This window comes from Mammaliicoccus sp. P-M59, from assembly GCF_022386135.1.
In the GTDB taxonomy this organism is placed as follows: domain Bacteria; phylum Bacillota; class Bacilli; order Staphylococcales; family Staphylococcaceae; genus Mammaliicoccus; species Mammaliicoccus sciuri_A.
Map to the genome: position 1 here is coordinate 194,438 of NZ_JAJNJJ010000003.1, position 21,288 is coordinate 215,725.

Genomic DNA, 21,288 nt, shown 5'->3' on the forward strand with positions numbered 1-21,288 from the left:
ATTAAAACCTCTTTTCTTAAAATGTGATTAGTGTAAGGTATAAACCTAGTAGGGTTACGAATAGGACTGGAATAGTAATGATAATTCCAGTTTTAAAATATGTTCCCCAAGAAATCTTTACACCTTTTTGCGTTAAAACATGAAGCCACAATAATGTTGCTAAAGATCCAATTGGCGTAATTTTAGGTCCTAAATCAGAACCTATAACATTCGCATAAACCATGCCTTCTTTTAATATTCCTGTAGCACTGGATTGATCAATCGCTATTGCATCTATTAAAACTGTTGGCATGTTATTCATAATTGAAGATAAGAAAGCAGCTATAAAGCCCATACCCATGATACTGCTGAATAACCCATAACCAGAAATATTTGTTAGGACATCCCCAAGAATCGTTGTAATACCTACATTTTTTAGTCCAAACACAACAAGGTACATACCAATAGAGAATACAACAATATTCCATGGTGCGCCTTTAATTACTTGTTTTGTATGAACTGCTTTAGATTTACGAGCTAATATTACAAAGATAAGAGCAATAATACCCGCAATAATTGATACAGGAATTTGGATTAACTCACTTACAAGATATCCAACGAGTAGTACTGTTAATACTACCCATGAAATCTTAAATAATTTAGGATCTTTAATTGCACTTTTAGGATCTGAAAGATTTTCTGTATCGAACCTTTTAGGTATAGATTTTCTAAAATATAACCATAAAACGAGTATACTAGCAATCAGAGAGAATATATTAGGAATAATCATTCGACTAAAATACTCAATAAACCCAATATCAAAGTAATCTGCAGAAACGATATTAACTAAGTTACTTACAATTAAAGGTAGTGATGTAGTATCAGCAATAAAACCACTAGCAATAATAAAAGGAAAAATCACTTTTTTATTAAAACCTAGATTTCTTACCATTGCTAATACAATAGGAGTTAAGATTAAAGCTGCACCATCATTGGCGAAAAATGCTGCTACAATTGCCCCTAATAGCATGATGAAAACAAACATTTTTAAGCCATTACCGTTTGAAGCTTTGACCATATGTATTGCAGACCATTCAAAAAAACCAATTTCATCTAATATTAATGAAATAAGAATAACAGCTACAAAGGTTAAAGTAGCATTCCAAACAATACCTGTTACTTCTAATACATCGGAAAAACTTACGACACCCGTAATGATAGCAACAACAGCTCCAATTAAAGCTGTAATACCAATATCTAAACCTTTCGGTTGCCATATCACAAAGATTAAAGTTAAAAGAAAAATCACAATTGCTAAAATTGTCATCAACACTCACCTGACTTCATATTTTTACATACACATCGTTGGTTAGACAAGTTAATAAGGTTTAAACTTTGTTTAACATAATCTAAAATTTCATGATTAAGTTGATACATATGCTTATTTCCATTCTTTCGGGTTTTAACTAACTCGTTATCTACTAATGATTTCATATGATGACTTAATGTAGGTTGTGAGAATTGAAAGTGTTCCAATAAGTCACAAGCACATAATTCACCGCAAGATAGCAAATCTAATATTTCTAATCTACCTGGATCAGATAAAACTTTTAATATAGTAGATAGATCTTGATAAGACATAACCATACCTCCCTTACGATACATAGATTAACATCTATATAGATTTATGTCTATGAAGTTTTAAATTAATTTGTGCTTAGTTCAAGGTTTGACGTAAATAACTAGTTCTATTACCTTGCAAAAGTTGAAAGAATAATTTATATTTAATACATCAAAAAAAGTTGATGTATTGCTTTAGTATTTAAAAGGAGTTAGATTTTATGAGAATCAATCATGCAAGTACACTATCTGTTGATTATTTTGTAAGTTATTTAAATTTAATTATGATATCAAGAGAAGTTACTTTAAAAGAAGCTATATTATATATGAAGAAAGAATTTTTTAAAGGCGAAACTGATATGTATGGTGAAATAACAGAAACTCACTTTAATCTAGCAATACAAAAACTTAAACAAAAAGAGAGTTAATAAAATATAAGAGAGGTGATCTTTCAATGGAAGTTATTAAATCCTACCCTAATAAAACTGAGGAAGAGCAATTTGATTTTTATGAACAGATGTTTAATGCACTTGCTGATAAAGTTAGACTTAAAATTTTACATTCAATACGTCAAAGTGATACAAAATCTTTGTGTGTATGTGATTTAGAAGAATTATTAGAATTAAAACAATCAAAACTATCTTATCATTTAAAAAAATTAGTAGATGCCAATATTCTTATTGCTGAAAAGCATGGTACATGGAACTATTATAGAATTAATGAGCAACAAATACAGTTAGTTTTAAAAGAAGGTACTTGTTGTAAGATATTATAAGTATCTTTTTTTGATATATAAATCAACTTTTTTTGATGTATATATCAAAAAAAGTTGATTTAATAAATTTGGAGGCGTTATACTGATGTTAGATTCAATTATAGAATTCATAAAAACATTTTTAATGTTGTTTTTTGAATTGTTAATACTATTCATAATCGTGAGCTTTATTGTAAGTCTAATTCAACAAGTTGTTTCAGAAGAAAAAATCAAAAGACTTTTGAGTAAACCAAATCAAGCTGTTAATTACATATTGGGAATGGTATTTGGTGCTATTACACCGTTTTGTTCTTGTTCGACGATCCCAATACTAGCAGGTCTATTAAATTCTAAAGTTCCTTTTGGTCCAGCAATGAGTTTCTTAATTGCTTCACCATTAATGAATCCATTAATGCTATTTATGCTATGGGCTTTATTAGGTTGGAAAGTTGCAGTCGTTTATTTTGTAGTACTAGCAATTTTTAGCATTTTAACAGGTTTAGTATTTTCAAAAATGAATTTAGCTGATAGTTATAAAGGAGTTAATGTTAAAGGAGACGGATTTTTTGCTAATAAAACAGGATCTCGTTTAAAACAAGCATTAAATGATGCATGGGCATTTTTATACCCAATGCTTCCTTATTTGTTTATTGGTGTGTTTATTGGTGCCTTTATATATGGGTTTGTACCTGAAACATTTATTACTAAATATGCAAGTGGAGATGGCATTATATCCGTATTAATTGCTTCTATTATAGGTATTCCTATGTATATTAGACCTGAAACAATGTTACCGATAGCTGAAGCATTAGTATCAAAAGGTATGTCACTAGGAACTGTTGTGGCGTTAATTATTGGTGGTGCAGGCGCAAGTATTCCAGAAGTTGTATTACTTTCTAAGTTATTCAAGAGAAAATTTGTAATATCATTTGTTATCGCAATTTTAGTTGTAGCTATTGCTACGGGTTTAATTGTTAATATGATTGTTTAAAATTAAGGGGGATAAATTAATGAATCAAGAAGCATCAGTAATCAGTAGATATGGAAGTGCTGCAAAAAATTATGAAGAAAATTTATGTTGTCCAGTAGAATATGATACAAAATACTTAAAAATAATACCTGATGAAATCATAGAAAAAGATTATGGTTGTGGTGATCCTTTAGGTAAGATTAAAGAAGGAGATATCGTTTTGGATTTAGGTTCTGGCGGAGGTAAAGTTCCTTATATAGTTTCGCAGATTGTCGGTGAAACAGGCAAAGTTATTGGCGTAGATATGAATGATGATATGTTAAATCTTGCTAAAAAATACCAGGATCAAATGATTAAAAAAATTGGTTATGATAATGTAAGTTTTTATAAAGGAAAGATTCAAAATTTAAAATTAGATTTAGAAGTATTGGATAAATATTTACAAGAACATCCTGCTAGCGATCTAAATACTTATCAATCTATCAATCAATATATTAATTATTTAGAAAATGAAATGACTATGATAAAAGATAATAGTATAGACGTGGTTATATCTAACTGTGTTCTAAACTTAGTTTCAACGGAAGAAAAAGAGGCGCTTTTCAAAGAAATTTATCGTGTTTTAAAAGATGGTGGAAAAGCTGTTATCTCTGATATTGTTTCTAACGTAGAAGTTCCAGAACAATTGAGACAAGATGAAGACTTGTGGAGTGGTTGCTATTCAGGCGCAATTGAAGAAAAATCTTTTGTTGAAGCTTTCGAAAAGGTAGGCTTTTATGGTGTGGAAATAGACAAACGCGAAAGTACATGGACTACTATAGAAGATATTAACTTTAGAAGTATGACCGTTATAGCCTATAAAGGCAAAGAAGGTACTTGTGTTGACAAAGGTCAATCCGTTATATACAAAGGTCCATTTAAGCACATTGAAGATGATGATAATCATATTTTTGAGCGTGGAGAAAGAACCTTTGTATGTGAAAAAACATTTAATATATTACAGAAAAATCCATATAAAGAAGTCTTTGAATTTATCAATGAAAATGAAGGGAAAATTGATATAGAAGAGTGTTGCGATGCATCATGTGATTGTTAAATAATAATTAAAGGAGGTGTTAAAATGGAAAAAAACGCATTTAAAAAAGCTATTTCTAAATTAAAACCTAAAGAACAAGCTTGTTGTTCCGTAGAGATTGAAGAAAATAAAGAGAGCAAAAAAGAGAATACAAATAAAGATAAATAGAATAATAAAGCATGTAGTTAATGCCGTATCATTAACAATTAGGTTAGGGAGCATAAAAGTATGCTTCCTTTTTTTATGAAGGTATTGAAATAAATAAAAATTTAGCTGACTTTATCGAAGAAAATTCAATTAAGTATAAATAACACATGAGAAGAAAAATATATTTTAGAAGTTGAAAATAAAAAGATGAATTTCGTAAATGGCTTGATACATTACATTGAATACAAGAACAAAAAGAGAGTACCTCAGTTTGTAATGGCGATACGACTTTTACACACAAAAGTAATAACGATATCTTAAATAAAATAACAGTTAATAAAGATTCGTTTGATAAACTACAATTAATGGGACTTACATACAAAAATAATTCATAGTATAGAGAAATTAATAGAATTTGCGAGGTTAAGAGATACAATTATTTCCTAAGAATTATATCAACTAATTATAATATTGGCGACTAAGATACAAAACATCCATTCAAGGTCGATAGGTTACTATCAACCTTGTAACGGATGTTAATTAATAATGTTATAATTCAGTGTTGATATTGGTGGAAAGTGTTTAATATCTAATTTATATTTGCGTTTTCAAATACTTTTCCATAAGCTTTTTTTAAAGATAGTTTCAGCTCCTTATTTTCATCTTCTAGCTTTTTGATTTTTCGTTTTAGAGATTGAATTTTTATATCTTTTTTAGAAAATTCATGTGTTTTATAATTTTTTTGAATAGACAATTCTCTGTAGTAAGCTATCTTTTCTTTCACCTTCGGTAAAGTATAAAGTGTCGATTTGCCAACGTTAGCTTCTTTTGCTACTCTTGAAAAATTTATCGTTTGATTCGTATTAATCATATAAGTTAATGCCTTATCTATTTTATCTATTGTTTCTTTTTTTCTGTTTTCGTGTACAGATTTTAAATGTGATTTCTGATCAAATGACATAGATTTAAACCTCCTTTAAAGGATTTATTCTAGAATCTCTTCCATATATAACTGAATCATCATTTATTCTTTGGTTGATTGCTTTATACCTCTCAAGTAACGTCATATTTTTCTCGGCCATATCGTGACGATTATTTTCCTTTAATTTATTGATAAGTTTTTCTGTGGACTTTATATGAAGTCTATATTTGTCTTTATCTAACTCTGATAATCCAATTGCTAAATCTTTACATGGCTTACCATTATTACAAGTTAAGCATGGTGGTTCAGTGACATATGGACAATTGCCGTTTGTTCTAGATAGACATGTACCATATGGATTATCTACTGCGTTAAGTTTATAATTTTGCCATATAGCTACTACCGTTGAATCATTTACCTGAGAAATATCTGTTTTTTCAATGTTTCCACTATGATCAAATTCAAATGTTCCAGTAGCCATGACTTTTTCAAACTCTTTACGCTTTGTATCATCTAATAACTTGGCGTATACCATCGTCATCTCTGGAGAAGCATGCGCTAATAACTCTTGAACTGTTACAATGTCAGCGCCATTATTGAGTAATTTCACCGCATATGTATGTCTAAATTCATGCATGCGAAATCTATAAACCTCACCTTGTTTATCTCGTATATTTTTAGCTATTGCTAAGGTGTTGAGTTCTTCTCTTATGTAACTTTGCAAGAAAGGTCTGCCTTTTCTTGGGCCATTCAATCTGACAAATAAATAACGATGTGGATTATTATCTTCATTTGTTTCTATTTTGGTTTTGTTTATTAAAAATTCTATAATTTCTTCTAAATGAGCATCAATCGGTATTTTATGATTGTTTATTTTGGTTTTACTTATGCTCGTTTGGATATATGGCTTATCTTGAATATATATTAAGCAGTCTTCTTTTAGTGAAAGTGTGTCTGATATTCTAAGGCCTGTTTTAAAGGAAATCCAAATAACAGGTATGACATCAGGTTTTAAGTCCTGAATATTGTCAAATAATTGTTTCAAAACATTATCAGGAATACAATTGACTACTCTAGAATTTTGATACTTAGGAAAATCGTCGGGATGTATAATTTGTGAAATAGACTTTTGTGGTGCATTACTATAATCCAGGACTTGTAAATCTTCCAAAAAAGTTCTGATATGACCAAGAGATGTATGGAGGTGATTATTCAATGTTCTGCTACTTTCCCAACGCTTCATTTTACTAATCATTTCTATATACTTTAATATATCTGCTCTAGACATATTTCTTAATGCTCTTTTTTCATATCCAGTTGGAGAAACAATGTTAAATAGGCGACTTATATCTCGAGCATAGGTTGCTGCTGTAGACCAAGACATACGACGCTTACCCAATATGCGATCTTTAATATAATCTTTTAAAATATTTTTTAATTTTTCATTTTTGATTTCGCTAAACTTAATCATTCCATTACAAGAGCTTTTATTGAAGTCGAAGTCATATTCATCTTTAAAATAGGTTATTTTCCATTCGTCTTTGTCCCAATGATTTCTATTATCTACATATTCACTTAAAGCGTTGTAGATAGCCCTTAAATATTTCGCAGCTCGAGTCTTTTGCTTATGGGGAGGACGACCATATCGATGATTGATTGTTTCTATAATTGGAATTTGTTGCTTTTTTAACCAATTCATATACTTGATTTCTGCTTTATCAATATCTAGCTCCAAAAGAGAATTGTACTTGGGGTAGTATATATTCATGAATTCTATTATTCGGTACCTATGAGTATGTTTTTGAAAAGCAGAATATATAGACCATTCTCCTTGAAACAATCTCATTTTATATAAACATTTTAATTCTAAGTTTATAGTATAGCTACTGGATTTGAAGTCTATTGTATATCTGTGATGTTTTTTATTTTGTTGGTATCTATCTAAATCATCTTTAAATTGTGGTAGCTCATAAAAAAATGAGAAAGCCCAATCATCACTTCTTAATAAATAATCATCGTATATCTCATCATTTTGTACAGTACCATCAGAGTTTATAACTTTCCTATTGTAATTACTTAATATTTTTTTGAGCTTTTCTTCATAGTGTTCTATAGTATATGCTGAATTAAAGAAAGTCATTAGTATCCCTCCATCTTAAATGCTTCTTGAGCTTTTAACCACTGTTCTCTTTTTTCTTCTTCAGATGGGTGTAAATATAAATTCATTGTAGTTTGTATTTGTCGATGTCCGAGACGTTCTTGAACAGATTTAATATTTTTTGTTTTATTAAAATATTTTGTTGCATGTGTGTGTCTAAATAAGTGAGGGTGTAAGTGATAATCAACAGCATGAGAAAGTCTTCTGAAGAATGAACAAATATCAGAATAGCTCATTTTTTGACCTTTGTGTTGCCCCTTTAGTTTTATAAACATATGTGGGCTATCGTCAAAGTCTATGATGTCATACATGTAATCATCAAATAAATCAACAAGATTCATAGATATAAAAATAGTTCGTTCGCCTGTTTTTAACTGTGCATCATTAAAATGCATATTCCTATCCCTAATATATAGTTTGTGACCATTTTCTATATCAAAAACAATATCTTCCTTATATAATGATAATATTTCTCCAATTCTTAAACCTGTTTCGTAGAGTAAATATAATAAGAATAAATCTCTAGAATTTTTAGTGTACTTAAATGATTTATTTATAATATCATCTGGTATAATTTTAGCGGTACTTTTAGGTTCTTTTATTTTTAAGATATTTTTGGATAAAGTCTTTCCTTTATTAATGTGGTATAAAAAATCTTTATAAGATTTTATGTTTTTTACTTTTATATATGAATTTCGAGTAATGTCTTCGTTAATATACTCGAATTGAAATAAAAATCTGTAAAAGGCTAAAATAGTTGTTATTCTCAAATTTATTGTTTTCTCACTCCTCAATTTTGGAGAAGTAAAATACTGCACCTTTTTTAAAACCGATGGATTGACTAGCCATGTTAAAAAGTTGGATAATGTAGTCAATTTGACATCTTTATAATTCAAATTAATTAATTTCAGATATATGAAAAAGTCCCTAAGCCCATAACAATATGTTCTTTGTGTATTTGGACTTTTTTGCACGCTATCTAAATATTTCATATAAAGTAATATAGGCTCTATCGGTTTTTGATCACCATCAACTACTATGAATCGTGAATTACCATTACTTAAATATACTTCTTGAACTTTAATATTAATTCCCCCCTAATAAATAAACGAGTATAATAGACTGTGTATCGCATACTGTCTATTATACTCGTGAGTTATTATATAATAGATATAAAATACTCTTTATATTTTACTATAGATAACTTTTCTTTCTAATAATGTACCACTATTTAATAGACTTGAACCGCGCATAACAACATCTTTGCCATATTTCATACGTATAAAATCTAAATGATTTTCGAGTGTCTCTGTCTTAATTTGATATGGATCATCGAATAAAGATAATTGTTTAATTTGGTTCGGAATAAATTTGCCAAATGATATCGCGATCGTTCTATAAAGTCTGTCCGGTTCTAATCGTTGAGATAAATAATCCCATAATAATTGTGTGATAACATAAGTATTCATAAATCCCGTTTTATTTGTAAATTGCTTCCGCACACCGCCAACGTCTGCATAACCGACACTCACGCTAATACGTGTAGGGTATAAATTGAGCTTTCTAGAACGGAAATAAACTTCATCTACTTGTTCATTTAATACAGTCTTAAGCTCATTCATACTGTAATCACGCATAAGTATTTGCGACTTACCTAGAGATTTATCATATATACGATGAGGATTTCTAATGACGCTTTCATCAATACCATTAGCATGCAAATGAAGGTCAACACCAATAACGCCAAAGTCCCGCTTCAAATATTCCACAGGATAATTAGCTAAGTGACCAATTGTAAATATCCCTTTCTTATTAAGCTTAGCTTCTGTACGTCGATTGATTCCCCACATGTCTCGTAAAGGTTGAATGGACCAAACTTTAGACGGCACATCTTCATAGCGCCATTCTGATATACCAAGACTTGTATGCTTAGCATCAATATCCATTGAAAGTTTAGCGAGTAATAAATTAGATCCAATGCCAATCGTGCTACGAATTTGAGTATAATTAAATATACGCTCTTGAAGTTGCATCGCTAATGAAAAGGGAGAATGCGCAAATAAATGATACGACTCTGATACATCCATAAAGAATTCATCTATACTGTATTGATGAAAATCTTCAGGAGCAACATAATCCAAAGCAATTTTGCTAATCTGTGTTGATAATTGTATATATTTCTTCATAGATGGATTAATAACATAGATATCTTTACGTTGAGGTATTTCATATAAACGAGAACCTGTTTTAATGCCAATTGCTTTTAAAGGTGGTGTAGCTGCCAAGACAACAGAACCTTTACGCTTCGTATCAGCCACAACAGCTAGCTTAGTCGTTAGCGGGTTCAAACCTTTCTCAATACATGAAACAGACGCAAAGAAACTCTTTAAATCCACACATAAAATATCCCGATTTAGACAATAACTGTAGTCATACATAAAAATCACCCTAGTCATATTGTACTTTTATTATACGAACATACGTTCTGTTTTGTAAAGTATAAACTTGTATAAAAGCACAATATGTTATCATTTTATGAATGTTACATACTACATTAAGACTTTAAATCTTGCCATTCTTCCCGTAAAAGTCCCATTCTAATAGAGTCGTAATAAGTCCCGTTATAATATCTTACTTTTCTAATTCTAGCTTCCATCGTCATACCAAGACGTTCTCCAATTTTGATCATGCCTTTATTTCCTGACCAAGTTGTATAACCAACGCGAACAATATCTAAAGTATTGAATAAATGATCAATCCACATACGCATGACATTTGTGCCAATGCCTTTACCCCAATTATCAGATTGATAGATTGAAATACCCATCTCTAGCCACTTAGAAGGTTCATGTTCCCAATAATAAGAGACTGTACCAATAACTTTGTCGTTGTAAATTACAGCCCATCTATTCGGAACATTGATCCAATCATCCTTTTGGAGCAAAAAATCATCATACGACATAGCATGATGAGGAAAATAAGGCGCATCCCATAACTTCCATTCAGGATTTGAGTCCTTAAAAGCCATCTGCCATATACTCTTTAAATCTTCTAATTTAATAGGTCTAATATATAATTCACGATTTTCAACCATGTTATCCCTCTGTTCTATATAAAATAATTAAAATTATTTTATCATGTGAATTGGAAAAATTATACTTATTTTATTTTTACAGTTTTGAAAATAAGCTATATGAATTATTAAGAATATGTAGCCAATCAATATAATCTAATAAAAAATGGTTACTTTCCATCGCATAATTTTAAAATACAGTTTTTGACAATTATATTTATAAATTATAAAATATAAAAAGAGAGGTGCTCATTATGTCAGAATATATTACAAGAAATGAATTTGAACAATTGCTCTGATTTAAGCTAGTATTAATAGATACATTAATTTACTAACAAAAGAGGGATATGATGAGTAAATATTTTATTGGAATTGTGCCACCTGAACCTATGTATAGTACGGTACTTAACTTACAACATCAATATATGGATAGAATAGGTGTAGAACCACATATTACTTTAAAAGCTCAAAGTAATTTAACAATAGATGAAAATTGGATAGAAGATATTACTAATTTGATTAATCATACTTCTAAATTTACTGTAACACCAAAACAAACAGCTTATTTTGGTAAAGAAGTATTATACGTGTCATTTGATTCACTAGAAATTCATGACTTACATCAACAAATAGTGGGATTATTAAATGTTACAAAGGAAATGCAACAAAAGTATTTTGAAGGGGATTTATATGTACCACATTTAACTGTTGGTAAACAAAGTTATGGAGATGACATTAGTACTGGAAATAATATAAATAATTTGTTGAACATGGAAAAAGAATTGAATCAGAAAGATATATTTAAACCATTTCAAGTGAATGAGGTTTATATTTATAAATATGTAAATAATAAGTATGTTCGCCTAAAGAAAGTTGGATTGAAAGATTAAAATTGATAAATACATTTTTTAGAATCTAAATTTACTAATTATAAAATATAAAAAAGAGAGGTGCTCATTATGTCAGAATATGTTACGAGAAATGAATTTGAACAATATGAAAAGCGTGTTGATGAACGTTTCGATACTTTGAACAACAAGATTGATCATTTGCCAAATATCATTCAAGACAAAATTACAATTTCAATGAACAACCTTGAAAGAAGTATTAATGAAACCAATAAGAAAAATAGAAAAGCGGTTATTGCATCTATTCTATCGGGTGTAGGTGTATTAATAACACTAGCAGGGTTAATTGGAAATATATTAGGTGTGTTTTAATAAGAGAGACTTAATCTTACAAAATTGTAAGCTTAGAAGCCTGTTGTGACAACAATGTTAGGACTATTTCAAGTGATATGATGCTATCATTTTACTTGAAAGGAGAGATAACATTGAAAGGTTTATTAAAAGGTATTGTTTTTCTAATTATATTTGTCATTTTATGTTGTTGTTTATTAATCGTTATATTTAGTACATCTGGCTCAAGTGAGATTAAAGGTGTATCAGACCAATTAAATCCATTTATGAAAGAGAAATACGCTTATGTAAAGACAAAGCTACCTGATGCTGTTGAAGAACATAATATTAGAAGATATAAGCAAGATATTGTAGATGAAGATGGTAAACGTACGAAAGTAGAATTTATATCATCAGATGAGCTTAAATCAAATCACTATTTAAAAATTAAGCATAAAGGAACACATGTGGAATCATTTGAAGAAGTTGATAAAAGTGAAATACCAAAGAAAGTTCTAAATGCTATAGAATAGAGGGAACGAGATAATCAAATTATCTCGTTCTTTTTTACTTGTAATAAATATTTAATATAACGAAATATTCTTCAAGTATATTAATTAATTATAGTTTGTAATACAATATAAAAATAAAATATAAGGGGGATTATTATGAAGTACAAGTTTGGAACAGCAATAATTTTGACGACAAGTGTATTATTTTCTCAATCTGTTGGATATATCAATGCAGAAGAACATCAAAGTGAACAAACAGAGAATACAAGCAAATCGATTAGTTTTGAACAAGCACAAAAGATGAACCCGAAAGAATTAACAGGCTTGCTAACGGATGAAGATCTTAAATTACATAATAAAGATGCAGAAGAAAATTCTACAGAAATAGAGTCAAATCAACATACAAATGAAGCTTATCAAGATGTTAATAATTATATTGCTAAAAATAATATTAAGCCGTCTACAATCACGCAAGATTCTAGAATGGATAGTTTGCCGAAGTATGATTATAAATCAGATAAGTTTATCGGTGTGATTATACATGAAACAGCTAATCCTGATAGCACAATAGATGAAGAAATCAATTACATGTATAACAATTATGAAAGTGCGTTTGTTCATGCTTATGCAAGTAGTAGTAAAATTGTTCAAACAGCATCTAGTGATTATTTAGCTTGGGGTGCAGGCGCAAAAGCCAATCCATATTTCTATCAAATAGAATTGGCTCAATCAAGTACATTTGACCAGTTTGCGAAATCGGTTAATAATCAAGCATATTTAACTGCGAAAATGTTACACCAAAATGGACTGAAACCATCATTAGCCGATAATAATGAAGGGACAGGTACAGTTATCAGTCACAATGCCATTAGTCAGTATTATGGTGGAACAGATCATACAGATCCAATCAATTACTTTAGTCAGTGGGGCTATGATATGGATCAATTTTATAGTCTCGTTCAAAAGCATTATAATGATTTAAATGAATCGAGTGACAGTATTACAGGCGATACACATACTGTTGTTTCTGGAGATACGTTGTATAATATCTCTCAAAGAAGCGGCGTAAGTGTAGCTAAACTTAAATCATTAAATAATTTAAATTCAAATGATATAAGTGTAGGACAAGTATTGAAACTGAAATAATTAAAAACACCTCTAAAGTGCAAGCGTTACTGTAACTTTAGAGGTGTTTCTTTATTTAAATTTAGGTATCAATTTAATATAGAATAGTTCACCAATAAGCTCGACAAGTGTTTGTGTGACGACAACAGTTGTCACAATTGTTGACCATTTGTCTGGTAGAGATAAAGCTAATGGCAAGACAACTAACGCATTTCTTGTGCTAGAACTAAAAGCAATCGTGCGTTTTAAATCTGAAGGTAAAGCAAAGATTTTACCAGAAAGATAACCAATAAAAGGCGCGATGATCATAAAACAAATGTAAACAGGAACAACTATCCATACGACGTGTAAATCATTAAATATTTTTGAAATTTGAGAGCCTATAACCATCATTAATACGAGTCCCATAAAAGGAACAGGCAACCATTCTGATAAAGATAACATGTTCGACATAGCATCGGACTTTTTACTTAAAACTTGTATAAAAATAGCTACGATTAAAGGTAATAGAATAAGATATACAAAAGTCTTTAGAAAAGGTATAAAGTCAATGTATTCAGAGAAATCTTGGTTTAAAAATATTAGAAAATATATCGGTAATAAAATGATTTGTAGAATAAATAAAATAGGTGTAGCAATCAACATAAAGCTTTCATTTCCATGACCTAACTTCGTAAAAACAATCACATAATCAATACAAGGTGTCAGTAAAACTAAGTAAATTCCGATTAGAAGCGGTGTAGAAGTAATATGAAATGCTGTGACAATTAGAAAAACAAGAATAGGAATAAAAATAAAATTAGAAATAATAAGTGCCACAAGAAATTTAAAATTTAATGCCTTTTGACGTAAAGATAAAAAAGGAATTTGCGCAAACATACTAAACAATAGAATCGCAATTAAAATAGAAATAAAAGGTTCAAAAATAAGACTAGCATGGTCAAACAATAGACCGAAACCTACGCCCATCATAATAAATAAAAGATATATATAAATTTGTTTATCCTCTAAAAAAGACTTCAAGTAAGACATCATAACCTCCTGTAAATCGCTTAATATAAATCATAGTATGAAGTAGAAATTAATTCAATTGAATAAAAAGATAATGAATATTGTTATAATATGATTACTAATACTATATTTATTGATATTTGTAAGGGGATAGACACATGAAATCTATTTTTATGATGGATGAACTAAATGATATGGAAGAAACTCAAAAAACATCAAAATATTTTATAGATAAAATTGAAAATTATATTGATATTCTGAAAAAAGATTACGAATTAAATGACATGCCAGAACACGTCATATGGACTAGTGATTATGTAATGACGCATGTATTTAAGAAGAATGTACCAGCGTTTACAAATGAAAAAGGTATATTTATGAATATTGAAAAAGAAAGTTGGATGACCTTTTTAAATGGTCAAATCAAAAGTGACATGTCAGAAACGACTCAAAACATATTTAATAACTATTTAGAAAAAGAAATATTGTGCATATTAGGTCATGAAATTACGCACCATTGCGACTTCTTTTTAACAGAATTTGATGATCTTGACTTAACATCAGATGACTTATGGTTTGAAGAAGGATTGGTTACTTTCTTACCAAGATATTATTTATATAATGACAAAGAATTTAAAGAAATTATACAGTATGAAACAGAATTGTTTAATTATTACAAATCAAAATATGATGAAAATAATTTAGAATCATTCACATATGAAATTTATAAAAGTAATGATAATGCATATGTCATGTTTCATTACTGGAAAAGCTTTTTAGCAATAGTTGATTTAGTTGAAAACTACTATGAAGGCAACATCCATAAGGTGATCAAAGAATATCAACAATGGAATAAAGAAGGAAAAAAACAAAAATTAAGTGAATACCTATTTCGGGAATAAGGGAGTGAGATAATGGATAGTTTGACAGAGCAACAAAGATTATTATGTGAAGAAGTGTTGTCGAAACCTTTATTTGCCCATTTATCTACAGTAGAAAAATGTGAGCCAAGAGAATCTCCAGTATGGTTCTTTTGGGATAATAAATCATTATGGATTATTGGAAACTATAAGACGGATTCTTTTCCAAAGAGAATAGAAGAAAATGGAAAATGTGCAATAGGCATTGTAGAATATGATGTAACAAATGGAATCGTTAAGCATATAGGATTCAGAGGTTATGCATACCTAGAAAAGGCAGATAATAAGATTATAAAAAAATTATTCCATAAATATATGGGTGAAGAAAATAACTGGCATCCGAGATTTAAATCAGTACTTGGTAATACTGATTATGTATTGATTAGATTTGAATATCAAACAATAGTAGCAAGAGAGCAATCATACTAATGATTACAAGAAGAAGCGGTAGAAAAAGTGTTGAAAGATATTGATTTTAAAGAATAACAACGACTTTTCAATAAAAAAATTTTAATATTCACCTATCCATGATATAGCAACTGGGTTAACGCTTTCATACTTTAGCATAATATTGATTTATTTCGAAAACTGAAACAAAATAGATGAAATATTAGCTGAGATGTTCTAATATGTACAAATATGATAGTGAATAAATCAAGGGAGTAATGAAAATGGAAAGTTTTATATTTAGCGTTATTGGAGTATTAGTATTAATAGCTTTTATTGTGATGTTAGGCACGACGGTTGTTAAAGCGATTAGAGATACTAGGTTCAGGATTCCGTTGCTAAGTACCATTATATTATTCTTTTTAACTTTAGGTTGTGCTGTTGGAGTTGTTTCAACTGAACCTGTACAAGATAATCATTCAAAAATTAAGTTCGATGATCACGTAGCAGAAGCACAAGCGAATGAATATGTTCAGAAAAAAATGAACCATTCTAAAGAGATTAATTATGACAAGTATAATAATGAAACATATAGCCATAACGAATTGTTGAAAATCACAAATGCTAAGGTTGATAAAATTAGCCATAGTGAAGCAGGTGATAAAATCGTCGAAGTTACAAAAGGTAGTGGGGACGATAAAGTGTCATATTATATTATAGATTATGATCATAAAAAACTTGAAGAAGGCGAAAGCTATACTTTTTATGGTAAAGAAGATTTGAAATATGATGCAAACAGCCAATTACATGGATTTAATGTATGGAAAGTTGAATAGAGAAAAGCAGAGTCTAAGACACATTACGTTGTCTTAGGCTCTATTTTTTCGATTGTCATTATCAATTCTAAATGAAAAATAAAAATTTGCTCTTGCCAAATAAAAATTCATGTATTATAGTTAAAACGTAGTCATTACGATTTACCTCCGGAAATGAGATGGCTACTTTACTTACTTAATATACGATTTCAAAAGAGTGAGACATCATTTACCGTCTCACTCTTTATATCTAATGATTTATTTCAAAAATTTTAAATGTAAAAGGAGTATATAAAATGGCGAAAAAGTCAAAAATTGCAAAAGAACAAAAAAGAATTCAAATGGTTGAAAAATACCGTGAAAAACGAGAAGAATTAAAAGCTAATAAAGATTACGAAGGTTTGAAAAAATTACCGAGAGACGCTTCTCCTACACGTATTACACGAAGATGCCAAGTAACTGGCAGACCAAGAGGTGTATATAGAAAATTCGGTATGTCTAGAATCGCTTTAAGAGAATACGCACATAAAGGTCAAATACCTGGATTGAAAAAATCAAGTTGGTAAGATTTTTGGTTTATATGGGATAAATAGATAAAAGGTAGGGGAAATGTGTTGAATAAAATACCAGTTACAGTGTTGAGTGGTTATTTAGGATCTGGAAAGACAACGCTGCTCAATAATATTTTGAAAAATAGAGAAGGATTAAAAATTGCAGTCATTGTAAATGATATGAGTGAAATTAATATAGATAAAGATTTAGTCATACAAGGCGGAGGTATTTCACGAACTGACGAAAAATTAGTAGAATTATCGAATGGCTGTATTTGCTGTACTTTAAGAGAAGACTTATTAATAGAAGTCGAAAAGATAGCTAAACGAGGAGATGTCGATCAAATCGTAATAGAATCAACTGGTATTTCAGAGCCGGTACCTGTTGCCCAAACTTTCTCATATATAGATGATGAATTAGGCATTGATTTAACTAGTATATGTCGTTTAGATACGATGGTTACAGTTGTAGATGCACATAGATTTGTTCATGATATGTATTCTGAAGATTTGTTGAAAGATAGAGACCAAGGCGTCAGTGAAGAAGATGAACGTTCTATTTCAGACTTGTTGATTGACCAAATTGAATTTTGTGATGTACTTATTTTAAATAAAGCTGATTTAGTAGAAGAAAAAGATTTAAAACAATTAGAAATCGTTTTGAAAAAGTTACAGCCTAAAGCGAAATTTATCAAGACGAGTTATGCAGATGTGCCGCTTCAAGAAGTACTTAATACAGGTTTATTTAATTTTGAAGATGCAAGTCAATCAGCTGGGTGGATTAAAGAATTAACAGAAGGTGGTCATGCGCATCATACACCAGAAACTGAAGAATATGGTATTTCATCATTTGTCTACAAGAGAAGACTACCATTTCATGCGGAAAGATTTAATCAATGGATGGAAAATATGCCAACAAATATTATAAGAGCTAAAGGTATCGTGTGGTTAGCTCAATATAATCGCGTAGCATGTCTATTTTCTCAGGCAGGTTCTTTTGTAAATATTCATCCAATTACATTCTGGGTTGATGCAATGAAAGAAGAAGCGAAACAAGAAATCTTTGCATCTAGACCAGAAATTAAAGCTGATTGGGATCCAGAATATGGCGACAGAGAAACACAATTTGTCATTATCGGTAGTGACTTAAATAAAGAAGAAATTACAAAAGCATTAGATCAATGTTTATTAAATTCAGAAGAAATCGATGCAGATTGGACAAAGTTAAACGAACCTTACCAATGGCAACTATCAACAGTATAAGTTAAAAGCATGAGTATAAGTAACTGCTCATGCTTTTTTGTATGCATAAAAATATCTACGACCTCCCAATATGAGATGCTTAATGTTATGATATTAAATAAATAAATTGTAACTAAAAAGGAGTCATTACAATGATATTAGAAACGGAAAGAATCAAGCTCGTACCCCCAGCATATACATATCTTGAAAAATTATTTGAAGTCCATCATGATCCTGCAAATCAAAAATACAACCCAGCAGGTCCAGCAACAACAATAGAAGCTTTTAGAGAAACATTAGATCAATGGATTAAACATTATGAAGACCATGGATTTGGATATTACGTCTTGATTAAAAAAGACCACTATCTCCCGTTTGGCGTATGTGGGTTGCAGTATAAAGAAATATTAGGACAAACATATTTGAATATTTACTATCGAATAGAAGCTGCAGAAACACAACAAGGACTCGTATCAGAAGCAAGTAGAAAAATAATCGAGCACGTCAAAGAATTAACAAATAACGAATATAAAATCGTAGCATTAACTAAAAAAGAAAACACACCTTCAATAAAGACAGCAGAAAAATTAGGATTTAAACATAATCCAGAACTAGATGATTACGACGGAGAAGGCAATGTGTATTACTTTAGTGAATAAGGAGTGGTGGGATGGAAGTAAGGTTACTAAATAAAAATGATGTAAATGCATTTAGGAGTCTTAGGTTACTAAGTTTGCAGACAGATCCATCTGCGTTTGCGTCTTTATATGATATTGAAATAAACTATCCGATGAGTAAATTTGAACAGCGATTAGAATGTAGTGATACAAAATTTACAATGGGTGGCTTTGAAGATGATAACCTAGTTTGTGTAGCTACTTTTTATAGAGAAGCGGTTAAGAAGATGCATCATAAAGGAAATTTAGTGGCGATGTATTGTCATCCTGATTATCGAGGTACAGGTATTGCTGAGAAAGTAGTCGATAAATTGATTATTGAAGCATCGAAGTTAACAGATTTAAAATACATTGATTTAAGTGTCCTTTCTAATAATCAACGCGCAGTAGAATTTTATAATAAAGTCGGCTTTGACAAATATGCTACTGAACCTAATGCAATATTAGATGGAAAAGATTATCATGATGAAGACATGATGAGATATGAAATAGAGTGAAGAGACTGGATCGAGAAATATGGACCGATAAAAATAATTACCGGTCCAGAAATGAGAAATATGGACCGATAAAATAAATTACCGGTCCAGAAACGAGAAATATGGACCGATAAAAATAATTACCGGTCCAGAAATGAGAAATATGGACCGATAAAAATAATTACCGGTCCAGAAATGGGAAATATGGACCGATAAAATAAAATACCGGTCCAGAAACAGAAAATACGGACCGATAAATAAAAATATCGACCCGAAAACGAGATTTGCAGGCCGGTAAATAAAAATATCGACCCGAAAACGGGATTACCAGGTCGATAAATAAAAATATCGACCCGAAATTTGTAATATGAGGCTGAGACATAATTCTTATTTTGTTCGCTTTTTATTTGAAATGTTGAATTATATTAGAGAGATTAAGTAACTTTGAACTAATCGTTCTCTTTTCTAGATTCATCTTTATATCACAAGTGTATTTACGTTATAAAAGTATAGCTAGTTTAGAAACTGTGAAATTCTAAAAGTATTTAAAGTGAGCTTGTAGTAAGTGATACAAAAATCTTATTTATTAAAATACAATTCTTGCAAATTATTAATGATTAAATCTGGTATTACATCAGTTTTATTTTTAATATCGTTTGGGTTGTACCAACATGACTTTAATCCTGCTTGCTGACTTCCTAGAATATCATTTATTAAATGATCACCAACATAAAGACATTTTTCTGGAGGTAATTTTAATTTATTTAATGCTTTTTGAAATATTTCAACATTTGGTTTACTGACACTTACTTCATCAGATATGATAACTACTTCAAAATATTTTTCTAGATTAGAATTTACTAATTTTTGTCGTTGGCGCCTTGAAGTACCATTTGTAATTAAAGCGATCTTATATGATCTTGATAAAATATCAAGTAGTTGTATTACTTTTTTATCAGGCTTAAAGCATTGTGGGAAGTTATTGTTCCAAAAATGTGATATATTTTCTAAATTTATTGCTTGATTTAAGGGGTATTTTAAAATGAAATTTTTAAATATTTTATCCTTTTCATCTTTCCCATAATACTCCTTATCTAGATTTATAAAGTCCTTCATCATTGTATCTACGTCGTATAAATTGTTATTTAAATAGTATTTACTATAGAATAGTTTGAATAATTCAGTCACTGCATGATTTCTATCAATTAATGTATCGTCTAAATCAAAAATTATTGCTTCAAATTCCATAATCACATCTCCTCGAATTAAATTGATATCCTTCTGATTAATAACAATATAACTTGCTAGAAAATTACCTGTTCTGCATTCGAAAAAGTGCTCAAAGGTGCACCATGGAATATTGATGTATCCTCAATTGGTATGTTTCTAGTTATATTTAAACTTAAAGTATAATCGTTATTACTATTTCAAATAATATTTTATCAGACAATATCCAGCATGTGTTATTTGTAAATGTTAACTGTTCATTAGCAACATTATTGTGGCTACATGTATTGTCACAAAAGAGGTTAAAATACCTTGGTAAACAAACTTTAAAATAGGTTTTATCATAACGATACCTGTATTATTCATTACATTAGTAGGTTTGTATATAACATTGTTAATCTTAAAATAGCATTTGGGTATAGTTCCTAACTCAAATTAAACAATATTTCATTCTACTGATGTATTTTTA

Annotated in this window: 25 protein-coding genes and 1 pseudogene; 17 read left to right on the forward strand and 9 right to left on the reverse strand. The window is 29.7% G+C overall.

Features of this window, described 5'->3' with window-relative positions; translation table 11 throughout:
- Positions 1–16 precede the first annotated feature (16 nt).
- Complete coding sequence (gene arsB / locus LQ617_RS07225; protein ID WP_239740069.1) at positions 17–1,306, reverse strand: arsenite efflux transporter membrane subunit ArsB; 1,290 nt, start codon at positions 1,304–1,306, stop codon at positions 17–19.
- A complete protein-coding gene (locus LQ617_RS07230; protein ID WP_239740070.1) occupies positions 1,306–1,620 on the reverse strand; it encodes an ArsR/SmtB family transcription factor in 315 nt (104 codons plus the stop codon). Before LQ617_RS07230 ends, arsB begins: the two co-directional genes overlap by 1 nt.
- A 200-nt stretch (positions 1,621–1,820) precedes the next feature.
- Between LQ617_RS07230 and LQ617_RS07235 the strand changes: the two genes are divergently transcribed.
- The 5 genes from LQ617_RS07235 (at position 1,821) to LQ617_RS15995 (ending at position 4,566) form a co-directional block, all read left to right on the forward strand.
- The gene (locus LQ617_RS07235) at positions 1,821–2,027 is read left to right on the forward strand and encodes a hypothetical protein (RefSeq protein WP_204252753.1); all 207 of its coding nucleotides are present in this window, start codon (positions 1,821–1,823) and stop codon (positions 2,025–2,027) included.
- A 26-nt stretch (positions 2,028–2,053) separates the two neighbouring features.
- Complete coding sequence (locus LQ617_RS07240) at positions 2,054–2,374, forward strand: ArsR/SmtB family transcription factor (RefSeq protein ID WP_204252754.1); 321 nt, start codon at positions 2,054–2,056, stop codon at positions 2,372–2,374.
- Between the two features lie 85 nt (positions 2,375–2,459).
- Positions 2,460–3,344 carry a permease gene (locus tag LQ617_RS07245; RefSeq protein ID WP_239740071.1) on the forward strand — a complete coding sequence of 295 codons (885 nt, stop codon included), beginning with the start codon at positions 2,460–2,462 and terminating at the stop codon, positions 3,342–3,344.
- 19 nt (positions 3,345–3,363) lie between these two features.
- The gene (locus LQ617_RS07250) at positions 3,364–4,419 is read left to right on the forward strand and encodes a methyltransferase domain-containing protein (protein WP_239740072.1); all 1,056 of its coding nucleotides are present in this window, start codon (positions 3,364–3,366) and stop codon (positions 4,417–4,419) included.
- A gap of 24 nt (positions 4,420–4,443) precedes the next feature.
- The gene (locus LQ617_RS15995; protein WP_275590257.1) at positions 4,444–4,566 is read left to right on the forward strand and encodes a hypothetical protein; all 123 of its coding nucleotides are present in this window, start codon (positions 4,444–4,446) and stop codon (positions 4,564–4,566) included.
- 568 nt (positions 4,567–5,134) lie between these two features.
- Here the strand turns inward: LQ617_RS15995 and LQ617_RS07255 are convergent.
- The 5 genes from LQ617_RS07255 to LQ617_RS07275 all read right to left on the reverse strand — a co-directional run bounded on the left by LQ617_RS07255 (position 5,135) and on the right by LQ617_RS07275 (position 10,719).
- Positions 5,135–5,506, reverse strand: a complete 372-nt coding sequence (locus LQ617_RS07255) for a DUF6262 family protein (protein WP_204252757.1) — start codon at positions 5,504–5,506, stop codon at positions 5,135–5,137.
- 4 nt (positions 5,507–5,510) lie between these two features.
- A complete protein-coding gene (locus tag LQ617_RS07260; RefSeq protein WP_239740073.1) occupies positions 5,511–7,607 on the reverse strand; it encodes a tyrosine-type recombinase/integrase in 2,097 nt (698 codons plus the stop codon).
- The gene (locus tag LQ617_RS07265; protein WP_239740074.1) at positions 7,607–8,617 is read right to left on the reverse strand and encodes a tyrosine-type recombinase/integrase; all 1,011 of its coding nucleotides are present in this window, start codon (positions 8,615–8,617) and stop codon (positions 7,607–7,609) included. Before LQ617_RS07265 ends, LQ617_RS07260 begins: the two co-directional genes overlap by 1 nt.
- A 192-nt stretch (positions 8,618–8,809) precedes the next feature.
- Positions 8,810–10,063 carry a Y-family DNA polymerase gene (locus LQ617_RS07270; protein WP_239740075.1) on the reverse strand — a complete coding sequence of 418 codons (1,254 nt, stop codon included), beginning with the start codon at positions 10,061–10,063 and terminating at the stop codon, positions 8,810–8,812.
- 116 nt (positions 10,064–10,179) lie between these two features.
- Positions 10,180–10,719 (reverse strand): GNAT family N-acetyltransferase, encoded by a 540-nt coding sequence (locus tag LQ617_RS07275; RefSeq protein ID WP_239740076.1) that lies wholly within the window; start codon positions 10,717–10,719, stop codon positions 10,180–10,182.
- A 329-nt stretch (positions 10,720–11,048) separates the two neighbouring features.
- Between LQ617_RS07275 and LQ617_RS07280 the strand changes: the two genes are divergently transcribed.
- The 4 genes from LQ617_RS07280 to LQ617_RS07295 all read left to right on the forward strand — a co-directional run bounded on the left by LQ617_RS07280 (position 11,049) and on the right by LQ617_RS07295 (position 13,534).
- A complete protein-coding gene (locus tag LQ617_RS07280) occupies positions 11,049–11,588 on the forward strand; it encodes a 2'-5' RNA ligase family protein (RefSeq protein ID WP_239740077.1) in 540 nt (179 codons plus the stop codon).
- A 69-nt stretch (positions 11,589–11,657) separates the two neighbouring features.
- On the forward strand, positions 11,658–11,918 hold the full coding sequence (locus LQ617_RS07285; protein WP_239740078.1) for a hypothetical protein: 261 nt from the start codon (positions 11,658–11,660) through the stop codon (positions 11,916–11,918).
- A 113-nt stretch (positions 11,919–12,031) separates the two neighbouring features.
- Positions 12,032–12,409: a YxeA family protein gene (locus tag LQ617_RS07290; RefSeq protein WP_239740079.1), complete on the forward strand. Its 378-nt coding sequence runs from the start codon at positions 12,032–12,034 to the stop codon at positions 12,407–12,409.
- 135 nt (positions 12,410–12,544) lie between these two features.
- Positions 12,545–13,534, forward strand: a complete 990-nt coding sequence (locus LQ617_RS07295) for a LysM peptidoglycan-binding domain-containing protein (RefSeq protein ID WP_239740080.1) — start codon at positions 12,545–12,547, stop codon at positions 13,532–13,534.
- Positions 13,535–13,585: 51 nt separating this feature from the next.
- On the opposite strand, the gene LQ617_RS07300 is transcribed toward LQ617_RS07295, so the two are convergent.
- Positions 13,586–14,485 carry an arsenic resistance protein gene (locus LQ617_RS07300; protein WP_345773047.1) on the reverse strand — a complete coding sequence of 300 codons (900 nt, stop codon included), beginning with the start codon at positions 14,483–14,485 and terminating at the stop codon, positions 13,586–13,588.
- Positions 14,486–14,682: 197 nt separating this feature from the next.
- Between LQ617_RS07300 and LQ617_RS07305 the strand changes: the two genes are divergently transcribed.
- The 7 genes from LQ617_RS07305 (at position 14,683) to LQ617_RS07335 (ending at position 19,613) form a co-directional block, all read left to right on the forward strand.
- Positions 14,683–15,426: a hypothetical protein gene (locus LQ617_RS07305; RefSeq protein WP_239740082.1), complete on the forward strand. Its 744-nt coding sequence runs from the start codon at positions 14,683–14,685 to the stop codon at positions 15,424–15,426.
- A 12-nt stretch (positions 15,427–15,438) separates the two neighbouring features.
- Positions 15,439–15,873: a pyridoxamine 5'-phosphate oxidase family protein gene (locus LQ617_RS07310; protein WP_239740083.1), complete on the forward strand. Its 435-nt coding sequence runs from the start codon at positions 15,439–15,441 to the stop codon at positions 15,871–15,873.
- Between the two features lie 242 nt (positions 15,874–16,115).
- The gene (locus tag LQ617_RS07315) at positions 16,116–16,667 is read left to right on the forward strand and encodes an NADH-quinone oxidoreductase subunit J (protein ID WP_239740084.1); all 552 of its coding nucleotides are present in this window, start codon (positions 16,116–16,118) and stop codon (positions 16,665–16,667) included.
- Between the two features lie 275 nt (positions 16,668–16,942).
- Positions 16,943–17,212 carry a 30S ribosomal protein S14 gene (gene rpsN, locus LQ617_RS07320; protein WP_025904347.1) on the forward strand — a complete coding sequence of 90 codons (270 nt, stop codon included), beginning with the start codon at positions 16,943–16,945 and terminating at the stop codon, positions 17,210–17,212.
- Positions 17,213–17,260: 48 nt separating this feature from the next.
- Positions 17,261–18,460, forward strand: a complete 1,200-nt coding sequence (locus LQ617_RS07325; RefSeq protein ID WP_239740085.1) for a GTP-binding protein — start codon at positions 17,261–17,263, stop codon at positions 18,458–18,460.
- 131 nt (positions 18,461–18,591) lie between these two features.
- A complete protein-coding gene (locus tag LQ617_RS07330) occupies positions 18,592–19,098 on the forward strand; it encodes a GNAT family N-acetyltransferase (RefSeq protein WP_204170683.1) in 507 nt (168 codons plus the stop codon).
- A gap of 11 nt (positions 19,099–19,109) precedes the next feature.
- A complete protein-coding gene (locus LQ617_RS07335; protein ID WP_239740086.1) occupies positions 19,110–19,613 on the forward strand; it encodes a GNAT family N-acetyltransferase in 504 nt (167 codons plus the stop codon).
- A gap of 558 nt (positions 19,614–20,171) precedes the next feature.
- On the opposite strand, the gene LQ617_RS07340 is transcribed toward LQ617_RS07335, so the two are convergent.
- Complete coding sequence (locus tag LQ617_RS07340) at positions 20,172–20,840, reverse strand: HAD family hydrolase (RefSeq protein ID WP_198471393.1); 669 nt, start codon at positions 20,838–20,840, stop codon at positions 20,172–20,174.
- Positions 20,841–21,076: 236 nt separating this feature from the next.
- Between LQ617_RS07340 and LQ617_RS07345 the strand changes: the two are divergent.
- A pseudogene (locus LQ617_RS07345) lies at positions 21,077–21,228 on the forward strand (ArsB/NhaD family transporter); the annotation flags it as partial.
- Between the last annotated feature and the right edge of the window lie 60 nt (positions 21,229–21,288).

Excerpts from the sequence above, each read along its gene's own strand:
- arsB (WP_239740069.1), bottom strand. The coding sequence starts at position 1,306 with ATGACAATTTTAGCAATTGTGATTTTTCTTTTAACTTTAATCTTTGTG.
- LQ617_RS07230 (WP_239740070.1), bottom strand. The coding sequence starts at position 1,620 with ATGTCTTATCAAGATCTATCTACTATATTAAAAGTTTTATCTGATCCA.
- LQ617_RS07235 (WP_204252753.1), top strand. The coding sequence starts at position 1,821 with ATGAGAATCAATCATGCAAGTACACTATCTGTTGATTATTTTGTAAGT.
- LQ617_RS07240 (WP_204252754.1), top strand. The coding sequence starts at position 2,054 with ATGGAAGTTATTAAATCCTACCCTAATAAAACTGAGGAAGAGCAATTT.
- LQ617_RS07245 (WP_239740071.1), top strand. The coding sequence starts at position 2,460 with ATGTTAGATTCAATTATAGAATTCATAAAAACATTTTTAATGTTGTTT.
- LQ617_RS07250 (WP_239740072.1), top strand. The coding sequence starts at position 3,364 with ATGAATCAAGAAGCATCAGTAATCAGTAGATATGGAAGTGCTGCAAAA.
- LQ617_RS15995 (WP_275590257.1), top strand. The coding sequence starts at position 4,444 with ATGGAAAAAAACGCATTTAAAAAAGCTATTTCTAAATTAAAACCTAAA.
- LQ617_RS07255 (WP_204252757.1), bottom strand. The coding sequence starts at position 5,506 with ATGTCATTTGATCAGAAATCACATTTAAAATCTGTACACGAAAACAGA.
- LQ617_RS07260 (WP_239740073.1), bottom strand. The coding sequence starts at position 7,607 with ATGACTTTCTTTAATTCAGCATATACTATAGAACACTATGAAGAAAAG.
- LQ617_RS07265 (WP_239740074.1), bottom strand. The coding sequence starts at position 8,617 with ATGAAATATTTAGATAGCGTGCAAAAAAGTCCAAATACACAAAGAACA.
- LQ617_RS07270 (WP_239740075.1), bottom strand. The coding sequence starts at position 10,063 with ATGTATGACTACAGTTATTGTCTAAATCGGGATATTTTATGTGTGGAT.
- LQ617_RS07275 (WP_239740076.1), bottom strand. The coding sequence starts at position 10,719 with ATGGTTGAAAATCGTGAATTATATATTAGACCTATTAAATTAGAAGAT.
- LQ617_RS07280 (WP_239740077.1), top strand. The coding sequence starts at position 11,049 with ATGAGTAAATATTTTATTGGAATTGTGCCACCTGAACCTATGTATAGT.
- LQ617_RS07285 (WP_239740078.1), top strand. The coding sequence starts at position 11,658 with ATGTCAGAATATGTTACGAGAAATGAATTTGAACAATATGAAAAGCGT.
- LQ617_RS07295 (WP_239740080.1), top strand. The coding sequence starts at position 12,545 with ATGAAGTACAAGTTTGGAACAGCAATAATTTTGACGACAAGTGTATTA.
- LQ617_RS07300 (WP_345773047.1), bottom strand. The coding sequence starts at position 14,485 with ATGATGGGCGTAGGTTTCGGTCTATTGTTTGACCATGCTAGTCTTATT.
- LQ617_RS07305 (WP_239740082.1), top strand. The coding sequence starts at position 14,683 with ATGAAATCTATTTTTATGATGGATGAACTAAATGATATGGAAGAAACT.
- LQ617_RS07310 (WP_239740083.1), top strand. The coding sequence starts at position 15,439 with ATGGATAGTTTGACAGAGCAACAAAGATTATTATGTGAAGAAGTGTTG.
- LQ617_RS07315 (WP_239740084.1), top strand. The coding sequence starts at position 16,116 with ATGGAAAGTTTTATATTTAGCGTTATTGGAGTATTAGTATTAATAGCT.
- rpsN (WP_025904347.1), top strand. The coding sequence starts at position 16,943 with ATGGCGAAAAAGTCAAAAATTGCAAAAGAACAAAAAAGAATTCAAATG.
- LQ617_RS07330 (WP_204170683.1), top strand. The coding sequence starts at position 18,592 with ATGATATTAGAAACGGAAAGAATCAAGCTCGTACCCCCAGCATATACA.
- LQ617_RS07335 (WP_239740086.1), top strand. The coding sequence starts at position 19,110 with ATGGAAGTAAGGTTACTAAATAAAAATGATGTAAATGCATTTAGGAGT.
- LQ617_RS07340 (WP_198471393.1), bottom strand. The coding sequence starts at position 20,840 with ATGGAATTTGAAGCAATAATTTTTGATTTAGACGATACATTAATTGAT.